Source organism: Burkholderia sp. BCC0097 (genome assembly GCF_902832985.1).
Taxonomy (GTDB): domain Bacteria; phylum Pseudomonadota; class Gammaproteobacteria; order Burkholderiales; family Burkholderiaceae; genus Burkholderia; species Burkholderia orbicola.
The window spans coordinates 350,101-372,507 of the sequence record NZ_CADFDM010000007.1; the positions used below are offsets into that span (position 1 = coordinate 350,101).

The window sequence follows — 22,407 nt, forward strand, 5'->3', positions numbered from 1 at the left end:
GCCCGGGCGGGCAAGCGCCGCGCGGCGTCATTCGCCGAACAGCGTACCGAGCGTCTCCGCCGCGTTGCTGTCGATCGTGTTGTAGGTCACCGTGGTGGCCTCGAAGATATAGACCGTCGTATACCGGCCGAGACGCTCCAGGATTTCCTCCTGCAACGATTCCGGCACGACGTTCATGTTCAGGTACCACGCCGTGGACGACAGCCGCGTCTGGAACGACCCGTACTCCTGCATGAGTTCATAGAACGCGTCGGCATCCTGATCGCGACAGACGATCACCAAGTTTCCTGCCATTCCCTTCCTCCCGCTCGTCGGTCGATCCCCGGAGCCGGTTGATACAGCGTGCGTGCGCATGGCGGCGACACGACCGAAACGGACCCGGGGGCTAGCCCCGATCATACCTGCTTCGCCGTCTCCGGCTGCTGATCCCGGACACGGTTTGTGCCCGTGTGCGGAGGGCGGGTTCACGGCCGGGCCGGATCACGGCATAATTCGGGCCTGCGCGCCGGCCGCACGACCGCGGCCGGGTCGTTCCGTACCGCGCGCCCGTCATCCGCCCACGCGCCGGGCACGATCCATGCGCTGCCCAGCCGTCCCGGGACGGTTGTACCTGAAATACAGGTTGGTGTAGTGTCGTGCCGTCGCGGCCCGGCTCGCCCGGCCGCGGCAGCGCATGCACGCACGGCGCGCCGCGCGTGCGCGACATCGCCAGTCAATCGAATTACCGCGCCCGTGCGCTTTGCCATGAATCAACATCGACTGCCGGCTTCGTTCGGCCTTACCGGGGAGGGCGCCTGATGAACGTCGGATTCTTCAATCCGAACCGGACCGCCAACGCATCCGCGTGGCGCGTGTTGCCGAACCGGTGGGACTTCATCGCATTTCCGCTGATCATCTGCCTGATCGCGATGGCGGTGGTCGGCTTTCACGAAACGATGGCGCCGATCGGCGTGCTGCAGACGCAGAAGATCTCGCTCGATCCGTCGAACCTGCCCGAATACGCGCTGCGCACCACGCTGCGGATGCTCGCCGCGATGGTCGCGTCGCTGGCGTTCACGCTCGTCTACGGCACGCTCGCGGCCAAGAGCCGCCGTGCGGGCATGGTGCTGATCCCGATCCTCGACATCCTGCAGTCGGTGCCGGTGCTCGGCTTCATCTCGTTTACGGTCACGTTCTTCCTCGCGCTGTTCCCGAGCCGCGTGCTCGGCGCCGAGCTGGCCGCGATCTTCGCGATCTTCACGAGCCAGGCGTGGAACATGACGTTCAGCTTCTACCAGTCGCTGCGCACGGTGCCGCGCGACCTGGACGAAGTGTCGCGCGGCTTCCACCTGACGTCCTGGCAGCGCTTCTGGAAGCTCGAAGTGCCGTTCTCGATGCCGGGCCTGATCTGGAACATGATGATGTCGATGTCGGGCGGCTGGTTCTTCGTCGTCGCGTCGGAGGCGATCACCGTCGGCAACCAGACGATCACGCTGCCGGGCATCGGGGCGTATCTCGCGCAGGCCATCTCCGACAAGAACTTCGGCGCGATCGGCTGGGTGATCCTGACGATGACGGTCGTGATCCTCGCGTATGACCAGTTCCTGTTCCGCCCGCTCATCGCGTGGGCCGACAAGTTCCGGATGGAGAACACCGCGTCGGGCGATGCGCCGCAATCGTGGCTGCTCGACCTCGTGCGCCGCACGCGGCTGATCCATCAGTTGCTCGTGCCGGCCGGCTGGTTCTTCGCGAAGGCCGCGCGGATTCCGCTGCGCCTGCCGTTGTCGGGCGCGATGCGTTTCACGCTGCCGAAAGTCGAGAAGAAGGCGTCGCGCACGGTCGACATCGCGTGGGCCGGGCTCGTGCTGATCGGCACGGCCTATATCGTGTGGCGCGTCGTCAGCTTCGTCGCGACCGGCGTGACGATGGCCGAGGTCGGCCACGTGCTCGTGCTCGGGCTCATCACGCTGCTGCGCGTGGTCGTGCTGATCTCGATCGCGTCGGTGATCTGGGTGCCGATCGGCGTGTGGGTCGGGCTGCGCCCGAAGCTGGCCGAGAAGCTGCAGCCGCTCGCGCAATTCCTCGCCGCGTTCCCGGCGAACCTGCTGTTTCCGGTGTTCGTGATCGTGATCGCGCGCTTTCACCTGAACGCGGATATCTGGCTGTCGCCACTGATCGTGCTTGGCACGCAGTGGTATATCCTGTTCAACGTGATCGCCGGCGCGACGTCCTACCCGAACGACTATCGCGAAGCGGCGACCAACTTCCGCATCCGCGGCTGGCAGTGGTGGCGTCAGGCGATCCTGCCCGGCATCTTCCCGTACTACGTGACCGGCGCGATCACCGCATCGGGCGGCGCGTGGAACGCAAGCATCGTGTCGGAAGCCGTGCAGTGGGGCAGCACCCGAATCGAGGCGCACGGCCTCGGCGCCTACATCGCGCAGACCACCGCCGCCGGCGATTTTCCGAAGATCATCCTGGGCATCGCCGTGATGTCCCTGTTCGTCACCCTGTTCAACCGCCTGCTGTGGCGCCCGCTGTATGCCTTCGCCGAAGCGAAGCTGCGGCTCGACTGAGACCGATTGAGAGCGAAACGCGATGCACAATCCGAATGCTGTAAACGCCCCCGTCCAGACGTCCCAGCCGCCGCGCCTCGGTGAAGAAATCCTGCGCGTCGATCACGTCTGCCGCGGCTTCAACAAGACCCAGGGCGAGCTGCTCGTGCTCGACGACGCGAACCTGTCGCTGCGCGAAGGCGAGATCGTCGGCCTGCTCGGCCGCTCGGGCTCGGGCAAATCGACGTTGTTGCGCATCATCGCCGGCCTGATCGAACCGACCGGCGGCGAAGTGACCTACCTCGGCAAGCCGCTGAATGGCCCGGCCGAAGGCGTCGCGATGGTGTTCCAGACCTTCGCGCTGTTCCCGTGGCTTACCGTGCTGCAGAACGTGGAAGCCGGGCTCGAAGCGCTCGGCGTCGGCGCGCGCGAGCGGCGCGAGCGTGCGCTCGCCGCGATCGACCTGATCGGTCTCGACGGCTTCGAGAACGCGTACCCGCGCGAGTTGTCGGGCGGGATGCGCCAGCGTGTGGGTTTCGCGCGTGCGCTCGTCGTCGACCCGACCATTCTGCTGATGGACGAGCCGTTCTCCGCGCTCGACGTGCTGACGGCTGAAACGCTGCGTACCGATTTGCTGGACCTGTGGACGCAAGGCCGCATGCCGATCAAGTCGGTGCTGATCGTCACGCACAACATCGAGGAAGCGGTGTTCATGTGCGACCGGATCCTCGTGCTGTCGTCGAACCCGGGCCGGGTGATCGCCGAGATCAAGGTGCCGTTCAAGCACCCGCGCAATCGTCTGGACCCGGCGTTCCGCAAGCTCGTCGACGACATCTACGCGAAGATGACCGCTCGCCAGACCGGCGAAGCGACGAAGAAGGGGCTCGAGCTCGGCAGCTGGCTGCCGCAGGTGTCGACCAACCTGATGGCCGGCCTGATCGAGACGCTCGCGATGGCGCCGTACCACGGCCGCGCGGACATGCCGGAAATCGCTCGCACGCTGCACCTCGAGGTCGACGACCTGTTCCCGATCGCGGAAGTGCTGCAGTACCTCGGCTTCGCGGACGTGCGCGAAGGCGACGTGTTCCTGACGCCGCCGGGGCGCGTGTTCGCGGAATTCGGCACGCAGGAGCGCAAGCTGATGTTCGCCGATCACCTGCTGAAGCACGTGCCGCTTGCCGCGCGGATCAAGAAGGTGCTGAACGAGCGTCCGGGTCACCGTGCGCCGCGCGTGCGCTTCGAGCAGGAGCTGGAGGATTTCCTGTCGGACGGCGCGGCCGAGGAAACACTCGACGCGGTGATCGACTGGGGCCGTTATGGCGAGATCTTCTCGTACAACGACCAGACCGAGATTTTCAGTCTCGAGGACGTGGAGTCGTGATGTTGGCGGGGTGCGCGGTATCACTGCGTATCGCAGAACCCCAAGGGCGCCGCGCGCGATGACGCGCGGCGCACCGCACCGTTACTGCAAATTCCCCCACCGATCGACGGCCGGTTCCGCCGACGCCCACTTCCAGTGCGTGCCTTGCTGGCACGCATTCGCGAAATACCAGTCGGCCTTGTCGCCGTCCTTCACCGAGAACGCGAATTCCTTGCACAGCGCGAGCGCCGACGAGTACGCGCGCGTGACGCGCACTTCGCCTTCGCCGTTTTCGAGCGGCAGCGTGTTCTTCACCTTCCACGGCTTCACTTCTCCGACGGCGAGGCTGCCGGCCGTCTTCGCGATCGCGTCCTGCTGGTTCTGATGGAGCTGCTTCATCGTGCGGTTGACGGCTTCGTCGGTCGCGGCCTGGACGGCAATCCCGACGCCGACGCCGACCGCCGGGTTCGCGGTGACGAGGCCCGTCGCCGCGCCGGCCAACGCGCCGCTCGCCGCGCCGACCGAGCCGCAGCCCGACAGCGCGGCCGTCGCCGCGCACAGCGCGCCAATCGCCGCGATACGGATCGCCACGCTCATTGCAGCGCGCCCCAGCGTTCGGTCGCCGGTTCGGCCGATGCCCATTTCCACACGGGCCCGTCGCGGCAGATGGTGGCGACGTAGAACGCCGATTGCGCGGCCTTGTCGGCCTTCGCCGGCGTGTCGACCGCGAACACGATTTCCTTGCAGTCGAGCGGACCGACGCTGATCATCCGGCTGACCGTCACGCGGCCCTGCTCGTCGTCCTCGATCGGGAACGAGTGGTGCGTCGACCACGGCGCGACGCCGCCGACGTCGAGCGGGCCGGCCGCCTTCGCGATCTGCTCCTGCGTGTAGCGGTGCGCGACGCGTTGAGAATACTGGACGCCAGCCCGCGCGCCGGCGACGGCGCCGAGGCCGATGCCCGTCGCGACGGCGGCGTTGTTGGTGACCTTGGAGGCGATCGCGGCGCCCGCGATACCGGCGCCCGCTGTCGCGCCTTCGCTGTACAACGAATTGCAGCCGGACAGCAGTGCGGCCGCGGCGATCACGGCCAGCACGAGGCGCGCCGGCGTGGCCCGGCGCGGCGATTCGAAACGAATGTTCATCCCTGAGTGCAAGTCCTGTCTGGGTGAGCGGCGACGCATGCACGCCCTGATGCCGCGTCATTGTTTCGCAATTGTCATAGGAAAACTGCAAAGCTTTGACAAATCGCCGCGCCAGCATGCCGCGTGCGCGCGGGCGGCGTCATTGTCGGATAGATGGTTGATGAGGGGTCGAAACGTTACAAATTGAAGGTAATTGTTACCTTCGGATGCGATCAGGCGACCTAGACTGTTTTGCTATGGAATGTTTCTACGACGGCCTCGAGCCGCGCCGCATATGAGACACCCAGCCATGCGCCGTTCGAAACGGTTGTCACACCGGCCGCCTGACGCGGCGGCCGGCCATCCGGAAGACCGCCCGCGTCCGCGGACCGACGCGCCATCGGCACCGCCCGCGGGCGCGCCGGACGAGACGCCGTCGGACGGCGATTACAACCAGGGCGGTGCTCGCCCGGAAGGGCTCGACTATCAACGCGACCTCGGTCAGGAGCAGGACGCTTGATACGGTCGTCGCCGCATTCCATCGCCGTATTTCATTGCAATTCTCGGAACTGAATCGCCGCGCGGCCGCCTTCGGGCCGCCGCGCCTGCTTTGGCGTGCGTCGCGCGCCAGCCAATCGAATCGAGGAGGGGAAGTCGCATGAGCAGATTGATCGTGGTATCGAATCGTGTCGCCGCCGGCGAGGACACGCGCCCCAGCGCGGGCGGCCTGGCCGTCGGCGTGATGGACGCGCTGAAGGAAACGGGCGGCGTCTGGTTCGGCTGGAACGGCGAGATCGTCGGGGCGCCGGATGCCGAGCCCGCGATCCAGCGGGACGGCAACGTGACGTATGCGACGGTCGGGCTGACCCGGCGCGACTACGACCAGTACTACCGCGGCTTCTCGAACGCGACCCTATGGCCGGTGTTCCACTACCGCGGCGATCTCGCGCGTTTCGATCGCCAGGAGTACGCCGGTTATCTGCGCGTGAACGCGATGCTCGCGAAGCAGCTCGCCGCGCTGCTGCGTCCGGACGACCTGATCTGGGTGCACGACTACCATCTGCTGCCGTTCGCGCACTACCTGCGCGAACTCGGCGTGAAGAACCCGATCGGCTTTTTCCTGCACATCCCGTTTCCGTCGCCCGACGTGCTGCGGCTCGTGCCGCCGCACGAGGAACTCGTGAAGTTCATGTGCGCGTACGACGTCGCGGGTTTCCAGACCGAGGCCGACAAACAGGCGTTCACCGATTACATCGAGCGGCGCGGCATCGGCGCGGCGAGCGAGGACGGGATGCTGCACGCGCATGGCCGCGTCGTGAAGGTCGCGGCCTATCCGATCGGCGTGCATCCCGACGCGATCGCGCAGGCGGCCGTCCAGTACGGCACGCGCAAGCCGGTGAAGATGCTGCGCGAGGCGCTGGGCGAGCGCAAGCTGGTGATGAGCGTCGATCGCCTCGATTACTCGAAGGGGCTCGTCGAGCGCTTCCAGTCGTTCGAGCGGATGCTCGCGAATGCGCCGGGCTGGCAGGGGCGCGTGTCGCTGCTGCAGATCGCGCCGCCGACGCGTTCCGACGTGCAGACCTATCAGCAGATCCGCGAAACGCTCGAAGGCGAGGCCGGCCGCATCAACGGCCGCTTCTCGCAGCTCGACTGGACGCCGATCCAGTACCTGAACCGCAAGTACGAGCGCAACCTGCTGATGGCATTCTTCCGGATGTCGCAGGTCGGCTACGTGACGCCGCTGCGCGACGGGATGAACCTCGTCGCGAAGGAATACGTCGCATCGCAGGACCCGGCCGATCCGGGCGTGCTGGTGCTGTCGGAGTTCGCGGGCGCGGCGGCCGAGCTGACCGGCGCGCTGCTCGTCAATCCGTACGACCTGTCGCAGATGGCCGAGGCGCTCGAACGCGCGCTGTCGATGCCGCTCGCGGAGCGGCAGGCGCGTCACGAGCAGAATCTCGCGCGGCTGCGCGAGAACGACCTGTCGGTCTGGCGCGATACGTTCGTCGCCGACCTGCGCAGTGTCGCGGCGGCGGCGTCGGTCACGCGGCGTGCGGGCCGGCGCGTCGCGCATGCGTGAGTCCGCGCCGGGCGCCGGTAGCGACGACGAAGCGGCCGACGATACCGCCGGCCGTTTCTTCGTCGTGACGGGCGGCCCGGGTTCGGGCAAGAGCACGTTGCTCGATGCGCTCGAACGGGCCGGGTACGCACGTTCGCAGGAGGCCGGACGCGGCGTGATCCGCGACCAGATGGCCATCGACGGTCCGGCGCTGCCGTGGCGCGACCCGGCTGCGTTCGCCGAACTGATGCTGGGCTGGGAGATGCGGTCCTACCATCTCGCGCGGCAGGCCCGCGGGCCGGTGTTCTTCGACCGTGGCGTGCCGGACGTGATCGGCTATCTGAAGTTGACCGGGCTGGCGGTACCCGCGCACGCGGAAGCCGCGGCGCGGCGTTTCCGCTATCACCGGCGCGTGTTCATCGCGCCGCCGTGGCCCGACATCTATGCGCAGGACGCCGAGCGCCGGCAGGATTTCGCGGAAGCGGTGCGGACCCATGACGCGATGGTCGATTGCTATACGTCGTACGGCTATCGGCTGATCGAGTTGCCGCGTGTGAGCGTGAAGGTGCGCGTGCGCTTCGTGATGGACACGCTCGACGCGGCCTGATGCCCGCCGCGTGTAGGGCGCGCGACTAGCGTCAGGCGGCCGAGTCCGGCCGCGGCGACGCGATGCGCAGCAGGCTGACGACCGCGGCCACCGCCGCGAACACCGTGGCGACATAGAGCGCGATCGTCGGCCCGCGGTCGGGCGCGAGCCCGAAAATCAGCGCGACGAGCGCCGCGCCGAGTGTCTGGCCCGTCAGGCGCGCGGTGCTCAACATGCCGCCGGCGCCGCCGCTGCGCTCGCGCGGCGCCGACGACAGCATCGCGCGGTTGTTCGGCGACTGGAACAGCCCGAAGCCCGCGCCGCACAGTGCCATCCGCCACACGATGTCGACCGTGCCCGGGTGCGCGCCGATCGTCGCGAGCGACAGCAGCCCGGCGGCGAATAGTGCAAGCCCGATGCCGCCGAGAATGCCGGCCGAATAGCGATCCGACAGCACGCCCGCGAGCGGCGCGGCGAACACGATCACGAGCGGCCAAGGCGTCATGTAAAGACCCGTCTCGACCTGCGAGAAACCGAGCGAATTCTGCAGCCAGAACGGCAGCGCGACGAACGCGAGCATCTGCGACGTGAACGACGCCGTCGACGTGTAGACCGACAGCGCGAACATCGGGATGCGCATCAGGTCGACGGGCAGGAGCGGCGCCGGCTGCGACAACTGACGCTTCACGAAGAAGTAGCCGACCACGAACGCGACGGCCAGTTCGGCCGCGACGTACGCATGACCTTCGCCGTGACCGAGCCCGTCGACGGCCGTGATCAAGAGGCCGAACACGCACGCGTTCATCAGCGCGCTCGCGAAGTCGTACGGCGCATCGTGCAGCGGGTTGGCCGGCAGCGCCCGCAGGCTGCCGAGCACGGCCGCGATGCCGATCGGCACGTTGACCGCGAACAGCCACGGCCACGACGCGAACGACAGGATCGCGGACGCGACCGTCGGCCCGACCGCCGACGACAGCGCGACCACCATCGCGTTGATCGACAGCCCGCGCCCGAGCAACGACGACGGGTAGATCATCCGCACGAGCGCCGCGTTGACGCTCATGATGCCGGCCGCGCCGAACCCCTGGATCACGCGCATCACGGCCAGCATCGGCAGCGAGCCGGCCAGCGCGCAGCCGAGCGACGCCGCGGTGAACAGCGCGAGCCCGGCGATGTAGATGCGGCGATAGCCGATGCGTTCGCCGAGCGACGCGAGCGGCAGCAGCGTGATCGTGACCGCGAGCTGGTACGCGTTGACGATCCAGATCGACGCGGCGTCGGACGCGTGCAGGTCGCGTGCGATGGTCGGCAAGGCGACGTTGGCGATCGCGCCGTCGAGCACGGCGAGCGTGATGCCCAGGGCGACGCAGACGATCGCCCAGTAGCGTTGCGGAAGCGGCAGGCCGGTATCGGCGTTCATGACGGGAGCGAGAGCAGGGTTGTCCGCGTGCCCGGCTGCAGGTTGCGTGCGCAACCATGTGCAAGGGTGGCGGCGATGAACGGCCCGGCCGGCGCGGCTGCACCGGCGCGGGGCCGGTCGAGTGTATCACCGGGCCGCATCGCGCGACGCCACGCCGCGCATTCACCGGCTGGCGCGCGCATTCAGCCTTCGAAGTCGAGACCGCCGAGCCGCACGAGCGGCTCGGCCTGCGTACGCGACGCGAGATCGATGTCGCGCGCGCTTTGCCATGCGCCGAGCTTTCTCGGCAGCGCGGCGAGATAGTGCTCGAAGCGCTCCGGGCCGTCCGGTTCCATCAGCCGCTCGATCTCGTCGGTGTCCCACGTCAGCTCGAGATTCAGCGGATGCACGAAGCCGCTCACGTGCTCGTGCGGCGCGCTGCGGATCTGCACGCGCGTCGGGTGCCCGTGCCCGCCATAGGGGACGACGTCGGTCTGCACGTGTTCCGCGAAGAACGCGGCGATCGCCTGCGCGATGCGCGGTGCGAATTCGGTATCGAAACGGCGGGCGGTTTCGGGCTGCATGAAGGCGTCTCCTGTGTGCCGAAAATCGTAGCACGGCGACGACGCGTTTCGGCGCGAGCGATACCGGTAATCGCGCGTTACCACTTGCTGCATCTATTACGGCCGCGCACCGCCACAATGCATCCCATCCAGTACCACTTCGCGTGGGAGTCCATCATGAAAAAGATTGCCGCAGTGTGTGTCCTTGCCGGTTCGCTCGCGGTCGCGGGCACGGCGTCCGCGCATGGCCGCGACGGGGGCGCCGTGATCGGCGCATTGATCGGCGGCGCGGTGCTGGGCGCGATCGTGACGTCGGCGATGAATCCGCCCGTCGCATATCAGGCACCCGTGTACCAGGCGCCAGCCTATCAGCCGCCGACGTACTACCAGGCGCCCGCGTACCAGCAGCCGGCCTACCCGACCTATCAGCAGGCGCAGTACCAGGACGACGGCCCGAACTATTGCTACGACCGCTACCAGCGTGCGTATGTGTGCGGGGCGCCGGTGCAGGGCGGTTACGCGCGGCCGGCCGGCTGGTAATTCAAGCACGCGTGGCGCGAGCGGATTCCGGGCCGCTCGGCCAGCAGCGGTCGACGTTTGCTTCGCCGGGCCGAACGACGAAAGGCCCTCGCTCGATGCGAGGGCCTTCGTCTTTTGTGTGGCCGTTCGTTCGTCTGCGGGGCGTGCCGCAGGCCATCAGCTAGCCGTGCGCGGATACAAACGGTTGCAATTGCGCGTCAGTGGCGATGGCCGCCGCCGTCGCCGCGACCGTGTCCGCCGCCGCCGCCTTCGTTCCAGTCGCCGCGGCGTCCGCCGCCGCGCCACCAGCCGTTGCCGCGGTTGCCGCGATCGCCGTCCCAGTGATGGTAGTCGCGCCGGCCGCGATCCCAGTCGCGTCCGCCGCCACCGCCCCAGATGTTGACCGTGCCGTACACGGGAGACGGGGCGTACGCGTAGCCGGGATCGGAATAGTAGGGCTGGCCGTAGCCGTATCCGGCGTCCGGGGCGACGACGCAGCCGGCCAGCAGGGCGGCGACGCCGGCGGCAGCAATGAGCTTCAGCATGATGTTCTCCGTTGGTTGCGCTATAAGTACCGCGCCCGGGGATTGCCGGCTGTTTGCAATTGTGTCGCCAAATTACAGCCTCGTAAGGTCTTGCGACGAAAGTGTTAGCATCCGGGGCTCATTTGTTTTTCAGGAGCACATCGATGACATTCGCGATCCGGGCCGCACTGGCCGCCTTCTGCGTGACGACGGCCGCTGCCTGCGTTGCCGCGCCGGCCTCCGCGCCCGCCGTGCCGGCCGAGTCGATCAAGATGTTCCCGCAGGCTGCGGCCGGCCAGCAGCGCGTCGTGATCGCGCTGCCCGCGCTCGAGAACGAGGGCGATGCGCGCGTCGAGCTGATGATCGGCAAGACGCTGCAGACCGACTGCAACCAGCAGTGGTTCGGCGGCGAGCTGACCGCCGAGGACGTGAAGGGCTGGGGCTACACGTATTACCGGCTCACCGACGTGAAGGGGCCGGCATCGACGCTGATGGCGTGCCCGGGCCAGGCGCCGCAGCAACGGTTCGTGCAGGTGCGCGGCGACGGTCAACTACTGCGCTACAACAGCCGCCTGCCGCTCGTCGTCTATGTACCGGACGGCTTCGACGTGCGTTATCGCGTGTGGCACGCGTCGAAGGACGTGCAGCAGGCTGCGAAGCAGTAACCTTTCCTTTCGGCGGCGTCCTGCCGCTACCTATACACCGGCCGCGCTGCCCGTACCGACGAGCGCCGGCCAGGCGGCCAGCGCGGCCTGCGCGACGGCCTCCAGATCGCGGCGGCTCGCGCCGTCGCGTGCCTGGATCGACATGCCTTGCTGCACCGTCACGTAGTAGCGGGCGATCGCATCGAGCTCCGCGTGCGCGGATATTTCGCCGGTCGCGACGCCTTGCGCGAGGCGTCCCCGCAGCGCGTCGACCGTGCCCTCGCGCATCGCGATCAGCGTTTGCCGGACCATGTCCGAACGCTCGGCCGGATGCAGGGCCGACAGCACGATCAGGCAGCCGGCCGGCTTCGAGCGCCGCGTGAACACGCGTGCGGTATCCATCAGGTAGCTCTGCACGGCGTCGTACGCGCTCGCTGCCCGTTCGACTCCGCCCCAGATTTCCTGCCCCTCGGTTGCGCGGTAATGCTCGAGCGCTTGCCGGAACAACGTTTCCTTGCTGCCGAAGGCCGCATACAGGCTCGGCGACGCGATGCCCATCGCGGCCGTCAGGTCCGTCATCGACGCCCCTTCGTAGCCGAGACGCCAGAACACCTCCATCGCGCGATCCAGCGCCGCTTCCTTGTCGAAGCTTCTCGGTCGGCCTCGTTCAGCCATTGCGTCCGTCCCTTCGTCGATATCTGTATCGATCGATAAAATAAATCAATTGACTGTGCGACGCAACGTGCCACATTCTGTGTTGGTCGTTACATAAATGAGGAAAGGAACCGACATGAATCGACTTCAGGGCAAGCGTGCACTCATCACGGGCGGCAGCCGCGGCATCGGCGCGGCGATCGCGAAACGGCTGGCGGCCGATGGCGCGGACGTCGCGATCACGTATGAAAAATCGGCCGAGCGGGCGCAGGCCGTGGTTGCCGGCATCGAGGCGCTGGGCCGCAGGGCCATCGCGATCCAGGCCGACAGCGCCGATCCGGCTGCCGTGCGCAACGCGGTCGATCGTGCCGCGGAAGCACTCGGCGGCCTCGACATCCTCGTCAACAATGCGGGGATTTTCCGGGCCGGCGCGCTGGACGACCTCACGCTCGACGATATCGACGCGACACTGAACGTGAACGTGCGTGCGGTGATCGTCGCGTCGCAGGCGGCGGCGCGGCACCTCGGGGAGGGCGGGCGCATCGTGTCGACTGGCAGTTGCCTCGCGACGCGCGTGCCCGATGCGGGGATGAGCCTCTATGCGGCGAGCAAGGCCGCGTTGATCGGCTGGACGCAGGGGCTCGCGCGCGATCTCGGCGCGCGCGGCATCACGGTCAACATCGTGCATCCGGGCTCGACCGATACCGATATGAACCCGGCCGATGGCGCGCATGCCGATGCGCAGCGTTCGCGGATGGCGATTCAGCAGTACGGCAAGGCCGATGACGTGGCCGCGCTCGTGGCGTTCGTCGTCGGGCCGGAAGGGCGGTCGATCAACGGGACCGGGTTGACGATCGACGGCGGGGCGAACGCGTAAACGCCGATGCCCGGCGCGGGTTGGCCGGGTGGAGGTGTGTTCGTCGCTGTTCGTTATGGGCAGCCGAGGCGCTGGTGCTCGGCTTCCAGATCGGCCCGTTTGTCGTAGGCGCGCAGTTCGTTGCGCGGCTTGCCGTCCGGGCCCATTCCGCGCACGATTTTCTGGCCGCGGTCTGGCGAGTGCGTGACCGCGTCGATGCCGGCGGCCAGTTCCCGGCAGCGTGCGTCGGAGGAGGTGCTTTCCGGGCGTGGTGCTGCCGAGGCAGTGACGTTGGCGATGCCCGGGCTGACGTAGCGCTGTTTCGCAGAGGCCGTGCCGGCGTCGGCGGCATTTGCCGTGGCGGCCATCGTCGAAAGCGCGGCGAGTGCCGCGATCGTTCGAATCATTCGAGAAGTCCGTGTGCTGAACCGAAGAAGGTTCGGAATTCTACGCAATGTTCGCTGCATGGCTGCGGCGAATGGACGAGGTGCGGTCGCGTGTCGCACGTCGTGGTGAACGCCCGATTGCACGCCTCTTCGTGTGTCGTGCTGCACGCGCAAGCAACATCCCTGGACCGCCGAACAGCAAAAAGCCCGCTTGCTTTCGCAAAGCGGGCTTCGGCATTTGGTTGCGGGGGTAGGATTTGAACCTACGACCTTCGGGTTATGAGCCCGACGAGCTGCCAGACTGCTCCACCCCGCGGCGCGAAGTGTACTTCGGGTTGATGCTCTGAGTCAAACGATTCGTGCGAAGACGGGCTGACGCCATATCGGGCCTGTTCCTTGAAACGACTGCAGCGCAGTGAAGCCGATGCGGACAGCCGCAAATTTTTCACACTCGCCACAATATTCGCGCGCCTGAAACGTCTTCAGACGCATGGAACCGCCACCCACTTCGCAACCGATGACCGACTCAGACCGCGACATCACTGCGACAGTGATGCGTGAACGAACGAGGCTAGGGAATTTCATTCGGCGCCGGATCCGCGACCCGGACGATGCCGAGGACGTTCTGCAGGATGTGCTTCACGAATTCGTCCAGGCCTATCGACTGCCTGCGCCGATCGAACAGGCGAGCGCGTGGCTGTTCCGTACCGCGCGCAATCGCATCATCGATCGTTTTCGCAAGAAGAAGGAGCAGCCGCTGGCCGAACTGCTCGATGCCGACGACGAAGCGGACAGCGAGTATCGCCTGGATCTCGCGCTACCGTCGCACGATGCCGGCCCTGAAGCGCTCTACGCTCGCACGCTGTTGCTCAAGGCGTTGCAGGATGCGCTCGACGAATTGCCGGCGAATCAGCGCGAGGTTTTCATCGCGCACGAACTGGAAGGGCAGTCCTTCAAGGAGATGGCCGCGCAAAGCGGCGTCACGCTCAATACGCTGCTGGCGCGCAAACGCTATGCGGTTCTGCACCTGCGTGCGCGACTGCAACCCATTTATGACGAACTGGATATCTAGAGGAGTCGACGGATGAGTTTTCGAATCAGATGTGTGGGCAAAGTGCTGCTCGTGGTGATTGCCATCGGCGTGCTCGGATGGGTGGTCATGACGCTGTGGAACTGGGTGATGCCGGCGCTATTCGTCGGCGCGCGGACGATCGACTTCGCCCATGCGCTGGGCTTGCTCGTGTTGAGCCGCATTCTGTTCGGCGGATTCCGCGGACATCGCGGCTGGCATGGCCGGCGTCACTGGCGCAAGTGGGAGGCCATGACGCCTGAAGAACGTGAGCAGTTTCGGGCCGCATGGCGATCGGGTGGCAAGCGGCCTACCGAGGAGTGAACATGCGCGAGAAATCAACAGCCGACTGCAAGCAGAAGGCGGGTGTGATTGTGCCGGTCGTCAATCTGAAACGTTGCGAAGGGAAGGGAGATTGCGTGACCGTTTGCCCTGAAAACGTGTTCGAGGTTCGGCGCATTGATCAGGACGATTACCTCGATCTTGGTTTGATGCATCGGTTGAAGCTGCGCGTGCATGGGATGAAGGTCGCGTATACGCCGAACGCTGACGCGTGCAGATCATGCGGGCTTTGCGTGACGGCGTGCCCCGAACGCGCGATTACGCTTGCTCGACGGGCATAGCGTCGCCCGTGTTTGCTGATGATGGAGCGGTAGCGCCGCAGGCCTGATGGCGGATAGCAATCGCTGGATACGCCGTCTACGTGATCAATCTCGTCAAGGAACGCACTTGGTTTCTAACACCCACGCTCTTTTGCAACGGCTTCATGAAGAGAGTCAGCGCGAAATCATCGCCCGCGCACGCGCGCAGTTCCGAGGGCCGAACGAGGCGTTTCCGACGCTCGTCGACGAATACGAAGCACTCGCCCCGAGGTTGCGAGGGCGGTTTCTCGAAACGTTCGGCTTGTTCACCGAAGATTTCGAGTCGTCGGCGGGCAGTGCTTTATCGTTGGCCGTGTCGGCGGAAACGGGAAGATTTTTGCGCAATATGGTGCTCGCGCAACGGCCGACCAGAATCCTTGAACTCGGCAGTTCGTGCGGTGTGTCGACTTTGTATTTCGCCGACGCGTTGCGCACGCTGGGCCGTGGTGTGGTCATCGCGACCGAATGCGATGCGCGCAAGTGCGCGCGGTTGCGGGCTCATGTCGAAGCTGCGGGTCTGGATGCCTATGTCGACTTGAGGGAAGGCGATGTGTTCGAGACGGTTGCCGCGCTGGATGGGACCGTCGACATGGTGTTTATCGATGTCTGGGCCGACGCCTATCTGAAGCTGTTCAAGCAGATCGAGCGCCTGCTACGGCCGGGATCGGTCGTGCTGGCCGACAACATGTACACGGCCGAGGACGCCGTTCGACCGTACAAGCAATACCTCGACGAGGAGCCGCGGTTTTCGACCACGACGCTGGATTTTGAGTCGGGGGTGGAGTTTACGGTGGTTGTTGCTTGAGTGGGAGACGCACCAAATAGAACTCCGTAAAAATCAGTCTCGATTCGCCTCGATAATCTGGTCCAGCGCATTGGCATCGTCAGTAGGCTCCTCCGTACCCCGAAAAATGCAAACCTCCGTATGCCCGTCTCGGAACACGTCTATTTCGACTCGCATCCCAACCACGGTAACCGAGACCAATACCGTATCGGGCCGATTGCGGCTCAGGGTGTAGTGAATTTTCGCGGAGTCGAGCCGGTCGAGCAGATCAAACAGTGTATTGGTGGTCATATCGGGTACCTATTTCTTGAATCGATTATCGTTGAGCAGCTTGAGCGCCTTACGCGCCTCTTTGATACCGTCGCTCGCGTCGCCTTGAATCTCGTTGAGAGTCGAATTCAAATACTGCCCCGGAAACTCACGGAGCACTGAGCCCTTGCATTCGGCTTTGATGATGTCGCAGGCCATCATATCGCCTCGGTCGATTCCTGCAACTTGAACCGCGTCGCCCAAGGTGTCCGCTGAATAATCGAACGGAGATGCGTCACTGAGTGAGGCGGAGTCAGTGAAATTCGCACCTCCTGGGAATTCAGCGGTACCGCCAGCGCCGCCGATTCCGACAACGCTTTGCAGATAGCTCATCAGTTCGCCAGCCGACACGTCGCTAGGCGTGGCCCAAGAAGGTAGCGGCTTATCTATCGGTAGTCCAGCCGACGCTGGCACGCTGGCGAGCCTACTAGCCTTGGGGAAAGGCGGGGTTGAGGGCGAACCTCCCGCCGCCCCGCCACGGGTCGTTGGACGATCGATTGATACGGACACTCTCCCGTCCTCTATGGCGGACCGGAGCGCGGCTACGGGATCGCCGGAGAGTGACCCGGCTAGTCCCAAGTCTCGGAGATAGCCAACGGCCCCCGTCAGTAGTCCGGAGTATTTCGGCCAATGGAGCATCAATTCTGAGACTGCTGCCCGCTGTTCCGCGGATCGACTTACTTCACCGTTGTTAGACAACGTGGCTCGCTTCCCGGACCCTATATCGATAGTCACTGGCGCCATGCGACTTGCTCTCCGATTCCGATCGATATACATCATACGATACCGGAAGGGCTTGCCTTTGGGCTTCCTGGAGCAGGAGGTGAGCTGAAGTAATTCGTTGCTACGCCAAAGCTACGCCAAACTTGGCGAAGAGATTTGTCGCGTAACGCTGGGATGGGGATCTCTGGTCCCCGACAGAATTCATGCTTACATGACCCTATTGGGATTTGTTGATGTCGGGAGTATTTGTGCCCCCAAAAATGCCCCAAGCCACGTTTCGTTGGAAGAATTGCGACGCTAGAGCAACAAACATGTCTCGAACGGCTAGTCCGTTTTGACCCGAATATAGTATTTCGAAAATAAGGGCGATACCGCTAGTCGAGCGATTCCGGATCTTCGAAAACATAGACCACCGCAACGCCATCGACGCGTTTCGGTAAGGTGGTGTCCATATGAGATGCCGAAGACGGGAGGCCGACGGACAAGAACAACTGTCCGGCCGTCGGTTCCATTGCCGCTACCGTCATCGTGTCGTGGAGTGGCATGGGCAGGAGGGCTGCCAGATGGTCCGCAGCGTCCGCCATGCGCTGTAGGTCGCTAGGTGACATTGTGGCCGCTCACGAGTGTGACATTGAACCCTTGCAGTATAGGTGCGATTGGAAGAATGGAGGTCTTCTTGCCACCCGGTGCGTTGCTGTCCGGGCCGCCCGACATGATAATGCCAACAGCATAGTTCGTGCCGGTTCCATCGTTCGTCACGACGAGCGAGCCGGAGTCGCCGCTGTCGGAGAAAGGGCGGTAGTCGCCATGCACGAGGTACACGTTGGGCATCGTGATGATCGCTTGGAATCTGTTGCGTTGGGATTGCGCGTGAACGCGAATTGGGCGTAATTGTTGTCCAACGATCACGCCAGTCGTATGGCCGGTGGTTCTTCCGACTTTTTGCACCTTCATCCCAACAGTGGGCGGGATTGAGGTCGCTGGGGTATCGTACTGTTGCCCCTGCCGTGACGAGACGTTCGCCGGTTCCGCGATCCTGAACAATGCCGCATCCGTGTTGTCGTTGATCGATACATTCCCAGCCGTCCCGGTCACGAATGGTAAAACTTCCGAATGGAAGCCAATGGTGAACGGGATTATCGTTTTCGCAGCGACATCGAAAACACCTGGAGCAAGAATCGGTAAATCGATTGGTGAGTGATTGCAGCCTCCAGTCACATGGTTGTTCGTCAGCCCATAGAGAGAGCCGTCTGACTTTTTGACGAGTGCTCCGAGCGTTCCGGCGCTAGCTTCGTTTCCCGGTGAAATTGAGGACCCACAGCAATAGACGCCATAGCCGCTCGGACCCGCTGCAATCGTAAATGCACTTCCTTGCGCGTTTTCGACAGGTCCTCCAATTTCATCCGCCGTCCCATGTGGATATACGACCGAGCATCCGGAGATAAGCTTCGGTAGCATCTCCGTTTCCTTGACGGTGACTTTTTTGTCCGTATAGACGTAGACAGTGCTCGTTATCTCGTTAAATACGATTGATGACACCGATCGGTGTCGAAGAATGTCCAACGCTTCTTGCGAAAAATTGGCGGATGGGACAGCAGCAAGGTATTGGCTGTCCATGTTCGCATGTAGTGCGCTCAGGAGATTGTTTTTGATTGCCCAATGAGCGATTGAGCTTGCCGCGTCGCGCGCCTGTCCCATGCGATCCCCGTTAGATTTTGTTCGACAAGTGGCACAGCGCGCTTCGGTGCTGTTCGATGAGCGGACGAAATTGGGTCATCAATCTTCCCCGTTTCGCGGCCTGCGCAAGGCTGAGCCATACGTAGCGAGACTGTGTCAATTTTGCCGAGATAATAGCGTAAACGGAATTTTATTCATTGCGATAGGAAGATGGTCCATGACGCACCTGAACTTGCCGCCAGCCTCATTTTTGTGTCGTGCGGTGCTCGTCGCCGGTTTCCTATTTCTACCGCTTTCGGCCAAAGCTGCAGCAATGACCGGGCGGCAGCTCGAAAGCTGGATTAACTCGAACGACGGCGCGCTTCGTTTGGCGGCCAGCATGTACGTCATGGGAGTCGTGGATGACGACGCGGTGCTGCAGGCCAGTGAGATGCAGGGGCTGACGGAACGATCAAGCGCCGTGCATATGTGCGCCGCTGACAAAGCAAATGCGACCAAGCTGCGGCAGATTGTCGGCATGGCGCTCCATCGAGATCGACAGCTCGGAGCTCAGCCAGCGGTCATTGTCATTCGTAAGGCCGTCGCGCAAGCTTACCCTTGCCACTAGACCTGTAGCAACTCGTGCATAGGACGTAGTGCCAGAGCGGAAGGCCACATCGAACCGTCGAGAACGTCGCTGTATTCATCTAGTACTTCTTAGGGTTGGCGGCGCGCCGACAACTCCTTCGATGCTTCTTGACATTAGACCCTAAGGGTCTATTATTGTCGTTATGTGGTAGTGCATTTTGCGCAGCCCTCAGCCCGAAAGGAAAGACCATGGAGTTCCTGTTTCACGCTCGCCCATTCGAGGCATACCGCAATGCTGTACACCCCCCCAACGACGAAGGACCTTGCCGATCTCAAGCACGAGCTGGGATATACCGGCAAACAGCTTGCCGAGCTATTCGGCCTGGCTGGCGATCATCAGTGGCGCAAATATACGGGCGGAAACACACCGCGCCCAATGGGGCCGCAGATGCTGTTCTTTGCGGCGGCTCGGCTTGAGTTGGATGAAAAGACGCTCAATCGCGTACTTAAACGAATGCAGGACATCGGCGCGACCATCGATCTCAACGCCGAAGTGCTGGACCACACCCACGAGGAATAACTGCGGTAGCGGCGGCTTCGCAGCGCCGCCGTTGTCGAGGACCGCCTTGCTATGGGGAGGCGAATACGATTCCGGCGTCATCTTGCAGAGTCATTTCGACGTATCTAGCAACGAAGAGCGGCGGCCGAGGTGTTGGCGCACCTAGACCGCCTGACCACAACACGACCTGTAATGGAGGTTCGTATCATGGCTAACACCGATTCTACCGAACGCGCTCTCATAGACGGATTTGAACCTGTGTCCGTCGATGACATCGAAGGCACCGCAAGCGTCACCTACGAGCAGGCTGAAGCGATGAGTGCAATCTTTCGCAGCATTTCTCGGCTGACGAACGACCGCGAAATCAAGGTGCTATGTGAGCATGGCGCTTTGCAAGCAGACTTACAAGCGAACGACATTGATGTGATTCGCGAGAGGGCCGTAAAGGCGGGCCTCGACGTAAGCGGAGTTCGTCATGGCTGACGACAATTCTACCGAGGCGCAGTCTGGCACGCCGCCTCTACCTGGCATGAGCGACCATGGGCGGATGAACGAAATCGAGAACAACGCGCTTAAGTTGCGTGCACTGCTATGGAGAATGCATCGCGATGCCGCGGCAGCAGCCGGTAGAGAGGAGGACGCCACGCTCTTGTGGCTGGCGAGCGACCTTGCCGGCGATATTTTGCGCGTCGCCGGTGAGGCGGATTGCATGCAGTAATTTGGAGATATGGATCTCTATGGTCCGGCGCTGCTAAGGGAGCGTCGGATCGAAAGCGTGAATGAAGGCCCAACACTGATCCATCTCCCACGAGCACCATGAAGCCCCGCCTGCGCGGGGCTCTTTAGTAGCGCATCAATCTCGTGTCCGTGGCTGACGCTTCGGCTTCTCGCGCTTGTCTAGCGCCCCAACGACCTTTCCCGCGATGTGCTCCGCGAACAGATCAAGCGTTCGATCATCGATATGAACGCCGCCGTCTTCGCTCTCGCTCGAAAAGCTCGCCTCTAGTCGTGCGACCACTTCTGCAGTCAATGACCGTCTCTTTTGCGCTGACGCAGCGTCCAACCGCTCTTTCAGTTCAAGCGGGATGCGAAGGTTGATTTGAGGATCGTCTCGGGCCATATGGTCATTGTAATGTAGCACGGTGCTTGAAATCAATAAAGCACCGTGCTACATTTTTATCAAGACGATTCAACAGAGGCGGCTCTGCGCTTCAGACGACCATGCAAGAAGAACAATTCCTCATCCGCGATCGAGCCTACGGTGTGTGGCATCGGACGCGTTCAATTAGCCGGTTCATCGGCACACGTGAGGCCAAGGCGTTGACGATGGCTGATCTGGACAGCGTACTTTTTGTCGAGTTCGGCTGCGCCAACAAGCTGCCTCTGGCGCTGGTAGAGGTCGCGCGAGACATCGGACAAGAGAAGGCAACCGGTGTCATCCATCAGCTTGCGCGTATGTCCGGGCTTCCTGCATTTGTCGCTCTGTACAGTCCGGCATCGAAGGCAAATCCGGCCAGCCCTGCTTGGCACGATATCGAAGAATTTCGGGTGCGGCGCGTATGGCCGAAACCCGAAAAACGTTGGCGCCGGCTGTCGCCAGCCGAATGGGCCGCTGCGCTCGTTCAGATTCGGGATTGGCAGCTCAAGCGCTTCTCGTCGCAACACGCCGCCAATGATTCGGCGTACTAGGGGAACAACATGCGAATCAATCAAGAATCGTCTCCGGCATCTTCAGGTGTTGATCAGGATCTGCGGCAACTGAACCAGCGCGCGGTGAGCTGTGAGCAAGAAATTGCAGATATCAAAGACCTTCTGGTCGATAAAACATCGGAAGCGTGGAAGCTCTACAACATCCTGGAGTTCATGGTGGCCGCAATCCCCGAGGATCAGCCGGGCGGTTTACCCGTTCAGTGCACTCTCGTCGACTTGCGAGAAGATGCCCGGAATCTGGCCATCGGCTTGATGGAGATCCGGGACAACCCCACGCAGTACAAGCAGATTGTCGCGGGGAACGTGCAGCGCTAACCGCTGTAACGCTGGCACAATCATCCCGAATAGTTTGACCACCCTTGACTAGCCCGACGGGGCGAAAACCGGTTCCCTCGCCGGCCGTCAGGGGTGCCCGATTTCAGAGGGGTTGCGCGAGGGCGCATGATGGGTTTGAACTCCGGACCGCCTATTGCCGCCGACGATCTCCAAGCGTTGATGGCTTTCCCCACCGATGAAGCCGCGCGTAGAGCGTTCGGCCTCTACCTTCGTCACGATCGTGCGGCACTGAAGGGAGAGAGTATCGGGTTGTCCGCGGAGGATTACCTCTTTCTGACTTCCTGCTCACAGGTGTCCCGTCCAGAGATATTGGAGCGAGTTAAGAAGGCAACGAGGCGAGGCATGGCGGCCGCTTGGCCGTTTGTCGATATGTTTCAGTCCCCCACCGATTCCAAGCCGTCGCTTGCGAAGGCTTATCGCAAAGCCCAAGAGTTCAAGCAGGCGAACTACGCGGACACGAAGAAGCGTCTTACGGACGTGTACCCGGACCTGGATTCGGACCAGATGGAGCGGAAGTACTTCGAGGAAGTGAAACGCGAGTTTGCTACCGTCCTGCATTTCTGGATGGCGCATCTGATCATAAACGCGGCGACCGACCGTGGGCCGGATGCCAGTGATCCGCGACAGCTCCTCAAATTCTTGCTGGGTGCGGAGCGGTGCGCGGAGTACCTTGCGTCCATCCGACATTCAAACCGGCATCCGGCTATCGACGTCACCAAACTTCATCGAATCCCCATCGCCGTCCGCTGAGCCTTATCTGGCGCGGCTTCGATAGGGAAAGTGAAGTTCCCGCACTTCATTGACTGCTTATAGTCTGACATCTT

Annotated in this window: 31 protein-coding genes and 1 tRNA gene; 19 read left to right on the forward strand and 13 right to left on the reverse strand. The window is 63.4% G+C overall.

Translation table 11 applies throughout. The features are described from left to right. Positions 1-27 precede the first annotated feature (27 nt). Positions 28-294 (reverse strand): hypothetical protein, encoded by a 267-nt coding sequence (locus HWX07_RS24780; RefSeq protein ID WP_011545926.1) that lies wholly within the window; start codon positions 292-294, stop codon positions 28-30. A gap of 503 nt (positions 295-797) precedes the next feature. On the opposite strand from HWX07_RS24780, the gene HWX07_RS24785 reads away from it, so the two are divergent. Next, a complete protein-coding gene (locus HWX07_RS24785) occupies positions 798-2,555 on the forward strand; it encodes an ABC transporter permease subunit (protein ID WP_027813839.1) in 1,758 nt (585 codons plus the stop codon). Between the two features lie 22 nt (positions 2,556-2,577). Continuing rightward, on the forward strand, positions 2,578-3,915 hold the full coding sequence (locus HWX07_RS24790; protein ID WP_027808793.1) for a nitrate/sulfonate/bicarbonate ABC transporter ATP-binding protein: 1,338 nt from the start codon (positions 2,578-2,580) through the stop codon (positions 3,913-3,915). Between the two features lie 81 nt (positions 3,916-3,996). On the opposite strand, the gene HWX07_RS24795 is transcribed toward HWX07_RS24790, so the two are convergent. Together HWX07_RS24795 and HWX07_RS24800 are read right to left on the reverse strand one after the other, a co-directional pair. Then, positions 3,997-4,491 (reverse strand): hypothetical protein, encoded by a 495-nt coding sequence (locus HWX07_RS24795; protein ID WP_069747341.1) that lies wholly within the window; start codon positions 4,489-4,491, stop codon positions 3,997-3,999. Then, positions 4,488-5,039, reverse strand: coding sequence for a hypothetical protein (locus HWX07_RS24800; RefSeq protein WP_175878010.1), 552 nt, complete (start codon positions 5,037-5,039; stop codon positions 4,488-4,490). The genes HWX07_RS24795 and HWX07_RS24800 overlap by 4 nt, the downstream gene beginning before the upstream one ends. A 289-nt stretch (positions 5,040-5,328) precedes the next feature. Between HWX07_RS24800 and HWX07_RS24805 the strand changes: the two genes are divergently transcribed. From HWX07_RS24805 to HWX07_RS24815, 3 genes are all read left to right on the forward strand, one after another. Further along, a complete protein-coding gene (locus tag HWX07_RS24805; protein ID WP_175878011.1) occupies positions 5,329-5,538 on the forward strand; it encodes a hypothetical protein in 210 nt (69 codons plus the stop codon). Between the two features lie 138 nt (positions 5,539-5,676). Next, positions 5,677-7,098: an alpha,alpha-trehalose-phosphate synthase (UDP-forming) gene (gene otsA / locus HWX07_RS24810; RefSeq protein WP_077217889.1), complete on the forward strand. Its 1,422-nt coding sequence runs from the start codon at positions 5,677-5,679 to the stop codon at positions 7,096-7,098. Then, entirely contained in the window at positions 7,091-7,684 is a 594-nt protein-coding gene (locus tag HWX07_RS24815) for an AAA family ATPase (protein WP_175878012.1), read from the forward strand. Before otsA ends, HWX07_RS24815 begins: the two co-directional genes overlap by 8 nt. Before the next feature lie 31 nt (positions 7,685-7,715). On the opposite strand, the gene HWX07_RS24820 is transcribed toward HWX07_RS24815, so the two are convergent. Together HWX07_RS24820 and HWX07_RS24825 are read right to left on the reverse strand one after the other, a co-directional pair. Then, positions 7,716-9,083, reverse strand: a complete 1,368-nt coding sequence (locus tag HWX07_RS24820) for an MFS transporter (RefSeq protein WP_175878013.1) — start codon at positions 9,081-9,083, stop codon at positions 7,716-7,718. Positions 9,084-9,265: 182 nt separating this feature from the next. Further along, the gene (locus HWX07_RS24825; RefSeq protein ID WP_012328978.1) at positions 9,266-9,646 is read right to left on the reverse strand and encodes a DUF5594 family protein; all 381 of its coding nucleotides are present in this window, start codon (positions 9,644-9,646) and stop codon (positions 9,266-9,268) included. A gap of 156 nt (positions 9,647-9,802) precedes the next feature. Between HWX07_RS24825 and HWX07_RS24830 the strand changes: the two genes are divergently transcribed. Continuing rightward, positions 9,803-10,165 carry a hypothetical protein gene (locus tag HWX07_RS24830; RefSeq protein WP_175878014.1) on the forward strand — a complete coding sequence of 121 codons (363 nt, stop codon included), beginning with the start codon at positions 9,803-9,805 and terminating at the stop codon, positions 10,163-10,165. Positions 10,166-10,362: 197 nt separating this feature from the next. Here HWX07_RS24830 and HWX07_RS24835 read toward each other — a convergent pair whose 3' ends face one another. Continuing rightward, entirely contained in the window at positions 10,363-10,689 is a 327-nt protein-coding gene (locus tag HWX07_RS24835) for a hypothetical protein (protein WP_175878015.1), read from the reverse strand. A gap of 143 nt (positions 10,690-10,832) precedes the next feature. Between HWX07_RS24835 and eco the strand changes: the two genes are divergently transcribed. Then, the gene (gene eco, locus HWX07_RS24840; protein ID WP_023476772.1) at positions 10,833-11,333 is read left to right on the forward strand and encodes a serine protease inhibitor ecotin; all 501 of its coding nucleotides are present in this window, start codon (positions 10,833-10,835) and stop codon (positions 11,331-11,333) included. Positions 11,334-11,363: 30 nt separating this feature from the next. Here the strand turns inward: eco and HWX07_RS24845 are convergent, their stop codons facing one another. Next, complete coding sequence (locus HWX07_RS24845) at positions 11,364-11,987, reverse strand: TetR/AcrR family transcriptional regulator (RefSeq protein WP_175878016.1); 624 nt, start codon at positions 11,985-11,987, stop codon at positions 11,364-11,366. Between the two features lie 115 nt (positions 11,988-12,102). On the opposite strand from HWX07_RS24845, the gene HWX07_RS24850 reads away from it, so the two are divergent. Continuing rightward, the gene (locus tag HWX07_RS24850) at positions 12,103-12,843 is read left to right on the forward strand and encodes an SDR family NAD(P)-dependent oxidoreductase (RefSeq protein WP_175878017.1); all 741 of its coding nucleotides are present in this window, start codon (positions 12,103-12,105) and stop codon (positions 12,841-12,843) included. Between the two features lie 53 nt (positions 12,844-12,896). On the opposite strand, the gene HWX07_RS24855 is transcribed toward HWX07_RS24850, so the two are convergent. Continuing rightward, a complete protein-coding gene (locus HWX07_RS24855; protein ID WP_175878018.1) occupies positions 12,897-13,229 on the reverse strand; it encodes a hypothetical protein in 333 nt (110 codons plus the stop codon). A gap of 218 nt (positions 13,230-13,447) precedes the next feature. Continuing rightward, positions 13,448-13,524, reverse strand: a tRNA-Met gene (locus HWX07_RS24860). Between the two features lie 174 nt (positions 13,525-13,698). On the opposite strand from HWX07_RS24860, the gene HWX07_RS24865 reads away from it, so the two are divergent. From HWX07_RS24865 to HWX07_RS24880, 4 genes are all read left to right on the forward strand, one after another. After that, entirely contained in the window at positions 13,699-14,280 is a 582-nt protein-coding gene (locus tag HWX07_RS24865) for a sigma-70 family RNA polymerase sigma factor (RefSeq protein WP_175878019.1), read from the forward strand. Positions 14,281-14,292: 12 nt separating this feature from the next. Then, positions 14,293-14,601: a hypothetical protein gene (locus HWX07_RS24870; RefSeq protein WP_175878020.1), complete on the forward strand. Its 309-nt coding sequence runs from the start codon at positions 14,293-14,295 to the stop codon at positions 14,599-14,601. Between the two features lie 2 nt (positions 14,602-14,603). Next, positions 14,604-14,900 (forward strand): 4Fe-4S dicluster domain-containing protein, encoded by a 297-nt coding sequence (locus HWX07_RS24875; protein ID WP_175878021.1) that lies wholly within the window; start codon positions 14,604-14,606, stop codon positions 14,898-14,900. A gap of 106 nt (positions 14,901-15,006) precedes the next feature. Further along, positions 15,007-15,723: a class I SAM-dependent methyltransferase gene (locus HWX07_RS24880; RefSeq protein WP_175878022.1), complete on the forward strand. Its 717-nt coding sequence runs from the start codon at positions 15,007-15,009 to the stop codon at positions 15,721-15,723. 33 nt (positions 15,724-15,756) lie between these two features. Here HWX07_RS24880 and HWX07_RS24885 read toward each other — a convergent pair whose 3' ends face one another. The 3 genes from HWX07_RS24885 to HWX07_RS24895 all read right to left on the reverse strand — a co-directional run bounded on the left by HWX07_RS24885 (position 15,757) and on the right by HWX07_RS24895 (position 18,432). Then, a complete protein-coding gene (locus HWX07_RS24885; RefSeq protein ID WP_060211795.1) occupies positions 15,757-15,993 on the reverse strand; it encodes a hypothetical protein in 237 nt (78 codons plus the stop codon). A 9-nt stretch (positions 15,994-16,002) separates the two neighbouring features. Then, a complete protein-coding gene (locus HWX07_RS24890; protein WP_175878023.1) occupies positions 16,003-16,344 on the reverse strand; it encodes a hypothetical protein in 342 nt (113 codons plus the stop codon). Between the two features lie 987 nt (positions 16,345-17,331). After that, a complete protein-coding gene (locus tag HWX07_RS24895) occupies positions 17,332-18,432 on the reverse strand; it encodes a hypothetical protein (RefSeq protein WP_175878024.1) in 1,101 nt (366 codons plus the stop codon). Positions 18,433-18,628: 196 nt separating this feature from the next. Here HWX07_RS24895 and HWX07_RS24900 point away from each other — a divergent pair, with 196 nt between their 5' ends. The 4 genes from HWX07_RS24900 to HWX07_RS24915 all read left to right on the forward strand — a co-directional run bounded on the left by HWX07_RS24900 (position 18,629) and on the right by HWX07_RS24915 (position 20,255). Next, positions 18,629-19,018: a Rap1a/Tai family immunity protein gene (locus HWX07_RS24900; protein ID WP_175878025.1), complete on the forward strand. Its 390-nt coding sequence runs from the start codon at positions 18,629-18,631 to the stop codon at positions 19,016-19,018. Between the two features lie 252 nt (positions 19,019-19,270). Continuing rightward, positions 19,271-19,558 (forward strand): XRE family transcriptional regulator, encoded by a 288-nt coding sequence (locus HWX07_RS24905; RefSeq protein WP_175878026.1) that lies wholly within the window; start codon positions 19,271-19,273, stop codon positions 19,556-19,558. Between the two features lie 186 nt (positions 19,559-19,744). After that, the gene (locus HWX07_RS24910; RefSeq protein WP_175878027.1) at positions 19,745-20,020 is read left to right on the forward strand and encodes a hypothetical protein; all 276 of its coding nucleotides are present in this window, start codon (positions 19,745-19,747) and stop codon (positions 20,018-20,020) included. Next, entirely contained in the window at positions 20,013-20,255 is a 243-nt protein-coding gene (locus HWX07_RS24915; protein WP_175878028.1) for a hypothetical protein, read from the forward strand. Before HWX07_RS24910 ends, HWX07_RS24915 begins: the two co-directional genes overlap by 8 nt. Before the next feature lie 135 nt (positions 20,256-20,390). On the opposite strand, the gene HWX07_RS24920 is transcribed toward HWX07_RS24915, so the two are convergent. Next, positions 20,391-20,657: an Arc family DNA-binding protein gene (locus tag HWX07_RS24920; RefSeq protein WP_175878029.1), complete on the reverse strand. Its 267-nt coding sequence runs from the start codon at positions 20,655-20,657 to the stop codon at positions 20,391-20,393. A gap of 101 nt (positions 20,658-20,758) precedes the next feature. On the opposite strand from HWX07_RS24920, the gene HWX07_RS24925 reads away from it, so the two are divergent. The 3 genes from HWX07_RS24925 (at position 20,759) to HWX07_RS24935 (ending at position 22,333) form a co-directional block, all read left to right on the forward strand. Beyond that, complete coding sequence (locus tag HWX07_RS24925) at positions 20,759-21,226, forward strand: hypothetical protein (RefSeq protein WP_175878030.1); 468 nt, start codon at positions 20,759-20,761, stop codon at positions 21,224-21,226. Positions 21,227-21,235: 9 nt separating this feature from the next. Beyond that, a complete protein-coding gene (locus HWX07_RS24930) occupies positions 21,236-21,562 on the forward strand; it encodes a hypothetical protein (protein WP_175878031.1) in 327 nt (108 codons plus the stop codon). 126 nt (positions 21,563-21,688) lie between these two features. Beyond that, entirely contained in the window at positions 21,689-22,333 is a 645-nt protein-coding gene (locus tag HWX07_RS24935) for a hypothetical protein (RefSeq protein WP_175878032.1), read from the forward strand. The last annotated feature ends 74 nt before the right edge of the window (positions 22,334-22,407 follow it).

Coding starts and splice junctions, on each gene's coding strand:
- HWX07_RS24780 (WP_011545926.1), bottom strand. CDS start 294: ATGGCAGGAAACTTGGTGATCGTCTGTCGCGATCAGGATGCCGACGCG.
- HWX07_RS24785 (WP_027813839.1), top strand. CDS start 798: ATGAACGTCGGATTCTTCAATCCGAACCGGACCGCCAACGCATCCGCG.
- HWX07_RS24790 (WP_027808793.1), top strand. CDS start 2,578: ATGCACAATCCGAATGCTGTAAACGCCCCCGTCCAGACGTCCCAGCCG.
- HWX07_RS24795 (WP_069747341.1), bottom strand. CDS start 4,491: ATGAGCGTGGCGATCCGTATCGCGGCGATTGGCGCGCTGTGCGCGGCG.
- HWX07_RS24800 (WP_175878010.1), bottom strand. CDS start 5,039: ATGAACATTCGTTTCGAATCGCCGCGCCGGGCCACGCCGGCGCGCCTC.
- HWX07_RS24805 (WP_175878011.1), top strand. CDS start 5,329: ATGCGCCGTTCGAAACGGTTGTCACACCGGCCGCCTGACGCGGCGGCC.
- otsA (WP_077217889.1), top strand. CDS start 5,677: ATGAGCAGATTGATCGTGGTATCGAATCGTGTCGCCGCCGGCGAGGAC.
- HWX07_RS24815 (WP_175878012.1), top strand. CDS start 7,091: ATGCGTGAGTCCGCGCCGGGCGCCGGTAGCGACGACGAAGCGGCCGAC.
- HWX07_RS24820 (WP_175878013.1), bottom strand. CDS start 9,083: ATGAACGCCGATACCGGCCTGCCGCTTCCGCAACGCTACTGGGCGATC.
- HWX07_RS24825 (WP_012328978.1), bottom strand. CDS start 9,646: ATGCAGCCCGAAACCGCCCGCCGTTTCGATACCGAATTCGCACCGCGC.
- HWX07_RS24830 (WP_175878014.1), top strand. CDS start 9,803: ATGAAAAAGATTGCCGCAGTGTGTGTCCTTGCCGGTTCGCTCGCGGTC.
- HWX07_RS24835 (WP_175878015.1), bottom strand. CDS start 10,689: ATGCTGAAGCTCATTGCTGCCGCCGGCGTCGCCGCCCTGCTGGCCGGC.
- eco (WP_023476772.1), top strand. CDS start 10,833: ATGACATTCGCGATCCGGGCCGCACTGGCCGCCTTCTGCGTGACGACG.
- HWX07_RS24845 (WP_175878016.1), bottom strand. CDS start 11,987: ATGGCTGAACGAGGCCGACCGAGAAGCTTCGACAAGGAAGCGGCGCTG.
- HWX07_RS24850 (WP_175878017.1), top strand. CDS start 12,103: ATGAATCGACTTCAGGGCAAGCGTGCACTCATCACGGGCGGCAGCCGC.
- HWX07_RS24855 (WP_175878018.1), bottom strand. CDS start 13,229: ATGATTCGAACGATCGCGGCACTCGCCGCGCTTTCGACGATGGCCGCC.
- HWX07_RS24865 (WP_175878019.1), top strand. CDS start 13,699: ATGGAACCGCCACCCACTTCGCAACCGATGACCGACTCAGACCGCGAC.
- HWX07_RS24870 (WP_175878020.1), top strand. CDS start 14,293: ATGAGTTTTCGAATCAGATGTGTGGGCAAAGTGCTGCTCGTGGTGATT.
- HWX07_RS24875 (WP_175878021.1), top strand. CDS start 14,604: ATGCGCGAGAAATCAACAGCCGACTGCAAGCAGAAGGCGGGTGTGATT.
- HWX07_RS24885 (WP_060211795.1), bottom strand. CDS start 15,993: ATGACCACCAATACACTGTTTGATCTGCTCGACCGGCTCGACTCCGCG.
- HWX07_RS24890 (WP_175878023.1), bottom strand. CDS start 16,344: ATGAGCTATCTGCAAAGCGTTGTCGGAATCGGCGGCGCTGGCGGTACC.
- HWX07_RS24895 (WP_175878024.1), bottom strand. CDS start 18,432: ATGGGACAGGCGCGCGACGCGGCAAGCTCAATCGCTCATTGGGCAATC.
- HWX07_RS24900 (WP_175878025.1), top strand. CDS start 18,629: ATGACGCACCTGAACTTGCCGCCAGCCTCATTTTTGTGTCGTGCGGTG.
- HWX07_RS24905 (WP_175878026.1), top strand. CDS start 19,271: ATGCTGTACACCCCCCCAACGACGAAGGACCTTGCCGATCTCAAGCAC.
- HWX07_RS24910 (WP_175878027.1), top strand. CDS start 19,745: ATGGCTAACACCGATTCTACCGAACGCGCTCTCATAGACGGATTTGAA.
- HWX07_RS24915 (WP_175878028.1), top strand. CDS start 20,013: ATGGCTGACGACAATTCTACCGAGGCGCAGTCTGGCACGCCGCCTCTA.
- HWX07_RS24920 (WP_175878029.1), bottom strand. CDS start 20,657: ATGGCCCGAGACGATCCTCAAATCAACCTTCGCATCCCGCTTGAACTG.
- HWX07_RS24925 (WP_175878030.1), top strand. CDS start 20,759: ATGCAAGAAGAACAATTCCTCATCCGCGATCGAGCCTACGGTGTGTGG.
- HWX07_RS24930 (WP_175878031.1), top strand. CDS start 21,236: ATGCGAATCAATCAAGAATCGTCTCCGGCATCTTCAGGTGTTGATCAG.
- HWX07_RS24935 (WP_175878032.1), top strand. CDS start 21,689: ATGATGGGTTTGAACTCCGGACCGCCTATTGCCGCCGACGATCTCCAA.